11 protein-coding genes are annotated in these 6,333 nt (G+C 41.7%); all 11 read left to right on the forward strand.

Translation table 11 applies throughout. The annotated features are described in order from the left end of the window. Nucleotides 1–5: 5 nt before the first annotated feature. The 11 genes from rplR to rplQ all read left to right on the forward strand — a co-directional run bounded on the left by rplR (nucleotide 6) and on the right by rplQ (nucleotide 5,954). Entirely contained in the window at nucleotides 6–356 is a 351-nt protein-coding gene (gene rplR, locus CXF93_RS02450) for a 50S ribosomal protein L18 (RefSeq protein WP_006034611.1), read from the forward strand. Nucleotides 357–369: 13 nt separating this feature from the next. Further along, complete coding sequence (gene rpsE / locus CXF93_RS02455) at nucleotides 370–870, forward strand: 30S ribosomal protein S5 (protein ID WP_017223599.1); 501 nt, start codon at nucleotides 370–372, stop codon at nucleotides 868–870. Nucleotides 871–876: 6 nt separating this feature from the next. After that, nucleotides 877–1,056 (forward strand): 50S ribosomal protein L30, encoded by a 180-nt coding sequence (gene rpmD / locus CXF93_RS02460; protein WP_019442276.1) that lies wholly within the window; start codon nucleotides 877–879, stop codon nucleotides 1,054–1,056. Continuing rightward, nucleotides 1,056–1,490 carry a 50S ribosomal protein L15 gene (gene rplO, locus CXF93_RS02465; protein WP_017223601.1) on the forward strand — a complete coding sequence of 145 codons (435 nt, stop codon included), beginning with the start codon at nucleotides 1,056–1,058 and terminating at the stop codon, nucleotides 1,488–1,490. Before rpmD ends, rplO begins: the two co-directional genes overlap by 1 nt. Nucleotides 1,491–1,495: 5 nt before the next feature. Further along, complete coding sequence (gene secY, locus CXF93_RS02470; RefSeq protein WP_017223602.1) at nucleotides 1,496–2,812, forward strand: preprotein translocase subunit SecY; 1,317 nt, start codon at nucleotides 1,496–1,498, stop codon at nucleotides 2,810–2,812. Nucleotides 2,813–2,861: 49 nt separating this feature from the next. Continuing rightward, nucleotides 2,862–2,975, forward strand: a complete 114-nt coding sequence (rpmJ, locus tag CXF93_RS02475; protein ID WP_011770886.1) for a 50S ribosomal protein L36 — start codon at nucleotides 2,862–2,864, stop codon at nucleotides 2,973–2,975. 134 nt (nucleotides 2,976–3,109) lie between these two features. Then, nucleotides 3,110–3,466: a 30S ribosomal protein S13 gene (gene rpsM, locus CXF93_RS02480; RefSeq protein ID WP_017223603.1), complete on the forward strand. Its 357-nt coding sequence runs from the start codon at nucleotides 3,110–3,112 to the stop codon at nucleotides 3,464–3,466. A 13-nt stretch (nucleotides 3,467–3,479) separates the two neighbouring features. Beyond that, nucleotides 3,480–3,869, forward strand: a complete 390-nt coding sequence (gene rpsK / locus CXF93_RS02485; RefSeq protein ID WP_017223604.1) for a 30S ribosomal protein S11 — start codon at nucleotides 3,480–3,482, stop codon at nucleotides 3,867–3,869. A 27-nt stretch (nucleotides 3,870–3,896) separates the two neighbouring features. Beyond that, nucleotides 3,897–4,517, forward strand: coding sequence for a 30S ribosomal protein S4 (gene rpsD, locus CXF93_RS02490; protein ID WP_017223605.1), 621 nt, complete (start codon nucleotides 3,897–3,899; stop codon nucleotides 4,515–4,517). 26 nt (nucleotides 4,518–4,543) lie between these two features. After that, the gene (gene rpoA / locus CXF93_RS02495; RefSeq protein WP_101060778.1) at nucleotides 4,544–5,530 is read left to right on the forward strand and encodes a DNA-directed RNA polymerase subunit alpha; all 987 of its coding nucleotides are present in this window, start codon (nucleotides 4,544–4,546) and stop codon (nucleotides 5,528–5,530) included. Nucleotides 5,531–5,570: 40 nt separating this feature from the next. After that, nucleotides 5,571–5,954 carry a 50S ribosomal protein L17 gene (rplQ, locus tag CXF93_RS02500; RefSeq protein ID WP_101060780.1) on the forward strand — a complete coding sequence of 128 codons (384 nt, stop codon included), beginning with the start codon at nucleotides 5,571–5,573 and terminating at the stop codon, nucleotides 5,952–5,954. Nucleotides 5,955–6,333: the final 379 nt, after the last annotated feature.

The following is a 6,333-nucleotide window of genomic DNA, read 5'->3' on the forward strand; positions in this document are numbered from 1 at the left end:
ATACTATGGATAAGAAATCTGCACGTCTTCGTCGCGCAACTCGCGCACGTAAGAAAATGCAAGAATTGGGTGCTACACGTTTAGTGATTAACCGCACTCCAAACCATACTTATGCACAGGTTATCACACCGAATGCGGAAGTATTGGTTTCTGCTACAACGACAGAAAAAGCAGTTCGTGAAATGATCAGCTATGGCGGTAACGTTGAAGCAGCTAAAGTAATCGGGAAACTGGTTGCTGAGCGAGCTATCGAGAAAGGCGTTACTAAAATTGCTTTCGATCGTTCAGGTTTCCAATATCACGGTCGTGTTGCAGCATTAGCTGATGCCGCTCGTGAAGCTGGCCTTCAGTTCTAGTCAGGAGTAGGAAATGTCTAAAGTTGAAAACCAAACAGGTGATCTGCAAGAGAAATTAATTGCAGTTAATCGTGTTTCAAAAGTTGTTAAAGGTGGTCGTATCTTCAGTTTCACTGCTCTTACAGTAGTGGGTGACGGTAACGGTCGCGTTGGTTTTGGTTATGGTAAAGCACGTGAAGTTCCAGCTGCTATTCAAAAAGCAATGGAAAAAGCGAAACGCAATATCGTAAGCATTGAACTAAATGGTGTGACTCTTCAACATCCAGTTAAGGGTCGTCATTCTGGTTCTAAAGTATTCATGCGTCCAGCATCAGCTGGTACAGGTATCATTGCCGGCGGTGCAATGCGTGCAGTACTAGAAGTTGTAGGCATCCATGACGTACTTTCTAAATGTTACGGTTCTACTAACCCAATTAACGTTGTACGAGCTACAATTGGCGCGCTTACTGGTATGTCATCACCAGAACAAATCGCTGCTAAACGTGGTCTACCTGTTAAAGAAATTCTGGGGTAATAAACCATGGCTAAAATTAAAGTAACTCAAACTAAAAGTGCAATCGGTCGTTTACCTAAACACCGCGCTACACTTGTTGGTTTAGGCCTTCGTAAAATCAACCACAGTGTAGTATTGGAAGATACAGCATGTGTACGTGGTATGGTTAACAAAGTAGCTTACATGATTAAAGTGGAGGAAGCGTAATGTTTCTAAATACTCTATCTCCAGCAGCTGGTTCTAAGCCAAACGCTAAACGTGTAGGTCGCGGTATCGGTTCTGGTCACGGCAAAACTTGTGGTCGTGGTCATAAAGGTCAGAAGTCTCGCTCAGGCGGCGGCATTCGTCCTGGCTTTGAAGGCGGTCAAATGCCTTTGAAACAACGTTTACCAAAATTTGGTTTCACTTCACGTAAGCAACTGGTAACAGCTGAAGTACGTTTGAATGAAATCGCTAAAGTTGAAGGCGACGTTGTAGATCTAAACACACTTAAAGCAGCAGGTCTTGTTACAAAAAACATCCTGTTTGTTAAAGTTGTTTTATCTGGTGAAATCACTCGACCAGTTACAATTCGTGGCATTAAAGCTACGAAAGGTGCTGTTGAAGCGATTGTTGCTGCAGGCGGTCAAATCGAAGGATAGTACAAATGGCTAAGAAACCAGGATTGGATACGAATAAATCGCAAGGTGGCTTATCAGAATTGAAAAGTCGTTTATGGTTCGTGTTGGGTGCAATTATTGTATTCCGCGCCGGCTCTTTTGTTCCTATTCCTGGTATTGATGCCTCTGTACTTGCTACGCTGTTTGATTCGCAAAAGGGTACCATCTTAGAAATGTTTAACATGTTCTCTGGTGGTGCACTTGAGCGTGCGTCTATTTTTGCGTTGGGTATTATGCCGTATATTTCGGCCTCTATTATCATACAGTTATTAACTGTAGTTAATCCTACACTTGCTGAATTGAAAAAAGACGGCGATGCAGGACGACGTAAAATTAGCCAGTATACCCGTTACGGAACATTGTTTTTAGGTACTTTTCAAGCTATTGGTATTGCAAAAGGCTTACCCAACATGGTCGATGGACTTGTCCATAATCCAGGGTTAAGTTTTTACTTTACTGCGGTAGTGAGTTTAGTAACTGGTACTATGTTCTTAATGTGGTTAGGTGAACAAATTACCGAACGCGGTATTGGTAATGGTATCTCAATATTAATTTTTGCAGGTATTGTTGCTGGTATGCCGCCAGCTATCGGACAAACGATTGAGCAGGTTATCGATGGTAACCTTCACGGTCTGTTATTGTTAGTGTTAGCTGGTGTTGTTTTTGCTGTTACATATTTTGTTGTATTTGTAGAGCGCGGTCAGCGTAGAATTGTGGTAAACTACGCTAAACGCCAACAAGGACGACGTGTTTTTGCAGCTCAAAGCACGCATTTACCGTTAAAGCTTAATATGGCTGGTGTTATTCCAGCTATTTTTGCTTCGAGTATAATTTTGTTTCCTGGAACGCTTGCACAATGGTTCGGTCAGAATGAAGGTTTATCTTTCCTTACTGACATTTCCTTGGCTCTACAGCCAGGACAACCTTTGTATGTAATGCTTTATGCAGCAGCAATTATCTTTTTCTGTTTCTTCTATACTGCGTTGGTATTTAACCCACGCGAAACAGCAGACAACTTGAAAAAGAGCGGGGCGTTCATCCCAGGTATTAGACCAGGCGAACAAACTTCAAGGTATATAGATAAAGTAATGTCACGATTAACTCTAGCGGGTTCTTTGTATATTACGTTTATTTGTCTAGTACCATTGTTCATGACACAAGCTATGGGTGTGCAGTTCTATTTCGGTGGAACGTCATTACTTATTATGGTTGTGGTAATCATGGACTTTATGGCTCAAGTTCAAACCCATTTGATGTCTCATCAATATGGTGATGTACTTAAGAAAGCTAATTTAAAAGGCTAAGGCCGGTAAATTAGTTTGAGCATGTCCTATAACAGTTACGGAGTAAGAAATGAAAGTTCGTGCATCTGTTAAAAAGATTTGTCGTAATTGCAAAGTGATCAAACGTCACGGTGTAGTACGCGTAATCTGTGTTGAACCAAAGCATAAACAACGCCAAGGTTAAGCAATTTAGAAACTTGGATTAGATTTTGAATCTTTTTCAAGTTTCTATTGCAATATATCTCTCTTCTGAGTATCCTTACGGGCTTTTCGAAGAGAGCAATCTTTTTTTTTTAACACCTTAAGTGGAGTGGTATAGTGGCCCGTATAGCCGGCATTAACATTCCTGATCAAAAGCATACAGTCATTGCCCTGACTGGTGTTTTCGGTATCGGCGCAACACGTGCGAAAGCAATCTGTGTTGCAACTGGTATCGCTGAAACAGCTAAGATCAGAGAGCTAGAAGAAGCTCAACTAGAACTTCTTCGCGAAGAAGTAGGTAAATACACTGTAGAAGGTGACCTACGTCGTGAAGTAAGTATGAATATCAAGCGTCTGATGGACCTCGGTTGTTACCGTGGTATTCGTCACCGTCGCAGCTTACCTCTACGTGGTCAACGCACTAAAACAAATGCGCGCACCCGTAAAGGTCCGCGTAAAGCTATCAAGAAATAGGAGCTGACGAGTAATGGCTAAAACCCCAACTCGCGCTCGTAAGCGCGTTAAAAAGCAAGTTGCTGACGGTATTGCACACGTTCATGCTTCTTTCAACAACACTATTGTGACAATCACAGATCGCCAAGGTAATGCTTTATCTTGGGCAACTGCAGGCGGCTCAGGCTTCCGTGGTTCTCGTAAGTCAACTCCATTCGCTGCGCAGGTTGCTGCTGAGCGTGCTGGTGAAATGGCTAAAGAGTATGGTCTGAAAAACTTAGAAGTTATGGTTAAGGGCCCTGGTCCTGGTCGTGAATCTTCTATTCGTGCATTGAATGCGATTGGTTATAAAATTACTAACATCACTGATGTTACACCAATCCCTCACAATGGTTGTCGTCCACCTAAAAAGCGTCGCGTATAACGTTTTTAGGAATATTGGAGAAAGAACATGGCTAGATATTTGGGCCCAAAGCTCAAGCTTAGTCGTCGTGAAGGTACAGATCTTTTCTTGAAAAGTGGCGTACGCGCGATCGAATCTAAGTGTAAAATTGATAACGCACCTGGTGTACATGGTGCTCGTAAACCTCGTCTATCTGACTACGGTTTACAACTACGTGAAAAGCAAAAAGTTCGTCGTATGTACGGTGTACTTGAAAAGCAATTCCGTAACCTATATAAAGAAGCTGCTCGTCTAAAAGGTAACACTGGTGAAAACCTACTTGCTTTATTAGAAGGCCGTCTAGATAACGTTGTTTATCGTATGGGCTTTGGTTCTACTCGTGCGGAATCGCGCCAGTTAGTAAGCCACAAAGCAATCGTTGTAAACGGTAAAGTTGTAAATATCCCTTCTTACAAAGTGAAAGTTAACGATACAGTTAGCATTCGCGAGAAGGCTAAGAAGCAAGCTCGTATCGCTTCAGCTCTAGAAATTTCAGAGCAGCGTGAGAAAGCATCTTGGGTTGAAGTTGACAGTAAGACACTTGAAGGCGTTTTCAAACGTGCTCCTGAGCGTTCTGATCTGTCTGCAGACATCAACGAACAGCTTATTGTTGAACTTTACTCTAAGTAAAGTTAACTTCATAAGAGAGGACATACATGCAGGGTTCTGTAACAGAATTTCTAAGACCAAGACTTGTTGATATTGAGCAAATTAGCTCAACACGTGCCAAGGTAACACTTGAACCGTTAGAGCGTGGCTTTGGCCACACTCTAGGTAATGCTTTACGTCGTATTCTACTTTCTTCTATGCCAGGTTGTGCTGTAACAGAAGTTGAGATCGACGGCGTACTCCATGAGTACAGCAGTAAAGAAGGCGTTCAAGAAGATGTTCTTGAAATTCTTCTTAACTTGAAAGGTCTTGCAATCAAACTTGAAGGCAAAGACGAAGCGTTACTAACTTTAACTAAGTCAGGTACAGGTCCTGTATTGGCAGGTGACATCACCCACGATGGTGATGTTGAAATTGTAAATCCAGAACATGTGATTTGTAATTTAACCGGTCAAGCAGATATCAGTATGCGTATTCGTGTTGCACGAGGCCGTGGTTACGTACCAGCTTCTACACGTGTTCATGCTGATGATGAAGAGCGTCCTATCGGTCGTTTGCTTGTTGATGCTGCATTCAGCCCTGTAAGCCGTATAGCTTACAATGTTGAAGCTGCTCGAGTTGAGCAACGTACTAACCTTGATAAGTTAGTAATCGATATGGAAACTGATGGAACATTAGATCCTGAAGAAGCTATTCGTCGTTCTGCTACAATTTTGGCTGAACAGCTTGATGCTTTCGTTGATCTTCGTGATGTAACGGAACCAGAGCAGAAAGAAGAGAAGCCAGAATTCGATCCGATACTGCTACGTCCTGTTGATGATTTAGAACTTACTGTTCGTTCAGCTAACTGCCTTAAAGCAGAAGCTATTCATTATATTGGTGATCTTGTACAGCGCACTGAGGTTGAGTTACTTAAAACGCCTAACCTTGGTAAGAAATCTTTAACTGAAATTAAAGATGTTCTAGCTTCACGTGGTCTTTCTCTAGGCATGCGCCTAGAAAATTGGCCGCCAGCAAGTATCTCGGACGAATAGTAAACACTAGTCAAAAGATTTTTGTAAGAAGGATAAGTTCATGCGCCATCGTAAGAGTGGTCGTCAACTAAATCGTAACAGTAGCCATCGTCAGGCTATGTTCCGTAATATGGCATGTTCTTTAGTTAGCCACGAGATCATTAAAACGACTCTGCCTAAAGCTAAAGAACTACGTCGTGTAGTTGAGCCTCTAATTACACTTGCTAAAACGGATAGCGTAGCTAACCGTCGTCTAGCATTTGCACGTACCCGCAGCGATGAAGTTGTAGGTAAACTATTTAAAGAATTAGGCCCACGTTTCGAAAACCGTTTAGGCGGTTATACTCGAATCTTAAAATGTGGTCTACGTACTGGCGATAAAGCTCCTATGGCTTACATCGAACTAGTAGATCGTCCAGCTGTTGAAGCTGCTGACGAAGAATAGTTTTAAATAGTATTAAAAGCCAGAGCTCACGCTCTGGCTTTTCTATTTCTAAAACCCCGCTTTTCTTTCTTCTTCAATTACAAATCATCCTATTCGACTCGTACCTTTCTTTTTTAGATTTCGAAGTTCTTAGCTGCAATACTTATTACCTCTCCGATTAGACTTTCAATATTATGTATACCTATTTATACCTATTTATGCGTATTTCTAGCTGAAAATAATGCAATTCGTTATTTTTAAGCAGTTTTGGCCGATAAAGTCACTTAAAGTATGCTTTCCGTACTAATTTGTTTTTTTTAATAATTTCTAATTTTAGCGCTTGCCAATGTGATCTAAATCTCTATAATGCGACCTCACTGACACGGCAACAGTCGTTCGG

Origin of the sequence: Moritella sp. Urea-trap-13 (assembly GCF_002836355.1) — a bacterium.
Lineage (GTDB): Bacteria > Pseudomonadota > Gammaproteobacteria > Enterobacterales > Moritellaceae > Moritella.